The organism is Bacillus sp. CR71 (genome assembly GCF_003429245.1).
GTDB classification, from domain to species: Bacteria; Bacillota; Bacilli; order Bacillales; family Bacillaceae_G; genus Bacillus_A; species Bacillus_A thuringiensis_S.
This window is the reverse complement of the sequence record NZ_CP031748.1, coordinates 5,907,721-5,909,537: the sequence shown is the minus strand read 5'-3', so window position 1 is coordinate 5,909,537 and position 1,817 is coordinate 5,907,721. Positions and strand designations below refer to the sequence as shown.

Sequence of the window (1,817 nt, the reverse complement as noted above, 5' to 3'; positions counted from 1 at the left end):
GATAAAGATGCTTTACCTGCATGGGCCTCTATTATACAAACGAACGAGGGATATATAGCACCTCGGAATAGAGTAGATCAAAAAATGGTAGAAATTTGGTCAGAGGTATTAGGGATTGACTCCTCTGCCATTGGAATAAACGATAATTTTTTTGAGTTAGGTGGACACTCTCTCCTAGCAACTAAAATAACTTCACGTTTAGGTGTTGATTTTTCGATTCTAGTACAAATACGTGATATATTTGAATACCCTACCATTAAACATTTCTCAAAACGTTTAACATTTTTATTGGGAAAAACGGGGGAGATCGATGTTTTTACACCATTACAATCAGTTAAACGTGAACAATACGAACCATTATCTTTCGCTCAACAGCGTTTATGGATAATGGATAAAATTGTAACAAATAGTGCGCTTTACAATGTCCCGATTGCATGGCGTTTAAAAGGAAAATGGAACATTGAGATGTTAAAAAAAGGATATAATGCAATAATACATCGCCATGAAATTCTACGGACAGTATTTCATGAAGTTGACGGAAAACCAGTGCAAATTGTTCAACAAGATATAACAGTTCCCTTATCAGTAATTGATTTGCGTTATCTTTCTCCTGAAGATAAAACATCTAAAATAGAAAATATATCAAAAATAGAAGCTAAAAAGCCATTTGATTTAAGCCAAGGACCTTTATTACGTACTCATTTAATAATAATGGACAATAAAGAGTTAGTACTTCTTTGTACCATCCATCATATTATTTTTGATCGCTGGTCATTAGATACCTTTATCAATGAATGGATGAGTTTTTATCAGGCATTTTTAGAAAACGAAACTGAAAAGCTTCCCCCTTTACCTGTTCAGTATATTGATTTTACAAAATGGCAAAAAAGTTGGTTAACAGAAGATATTATACAAAAACAAATAGCATATTGGGGGAAAGAATTACGCGGTTTACTTCCTATATTGGAACTCCCATTGGATTATCCTCGTCCAATAATACAAAGCTATAATGGAGATACGTATCAAATTGTCATACCCAATAAATTGTTAGAAAAAATAAAAGTATTCAATTCTAAGGAAGGCGTTACATTATTCGCCACATTATTAGCAAGTTATCAAGGGTTTCTTTCTCGTTATACCAATCAAAAAGATATTTTAGTAGGCAGCCCGATTGCAAATAGGAATTATCCAGGAGTTGAAGATCTTATTGGATTCTTTGCAAATACTGTAGTCTATCGTGCAGATTGCTCAAATAATATAACATTTAAAGAATTGGTCCAACAAATAAAGAAAAAAATGTTAGATGCACAAGAAAACCAGGACGTTCCTTTTGAAAAAGTTATAGAAGCTATACAACCAGAACGTGATATGAGTTATTCTCCATTATTTCAGACAATGTTTGTTTTTCACAATCAATTAAAAGAGTTACCAAAATTATTAGATCATAGCGTAGAAAAAATCCCTAGACATATGAATGGTGCAAAGTTTGATATAACTATAGCAATGGAAGAGATACCAACAGGATTACAAGTGGATTTTGAATATAATACAGACTTATTTAAGGTTTCTACAATAAAAAGAATGGCTCAATCTTTTGAAATTTGGCTAGATGAAATTTTACAATTTCCGGAGGAACCTATTGAGAATCTAAGAATACTCACTAAGAACGAAGAAAAGCAATTATTACATGAATGGACTAACATAGAGGGCAATTATCAAAAAGATGTGGTGATTCAAGAGTTATTTGAACAGCAAGTAATTCAGAATCCAGATTCTGTTGCGTTGGTATATAAAGATCAACAGTTAACTTATAAGGA

1 protein-coding gene is annotated in these 1,817 nt (G+C 32.3%); it reads left to right on the top strand.

Annotated elements, in window-relative coordinates; all coding sequences use genetic code 11:
- Window positions 1-84: 84 nt before the first annotated feature.
- On the top strand, window positions 85-1,817 hold a 1,733-nt coding region (locus DOS87_RS29830), incomplete at its 3' end, for a condensation domain-containing protein (RefSeq protein WP_228490342.1).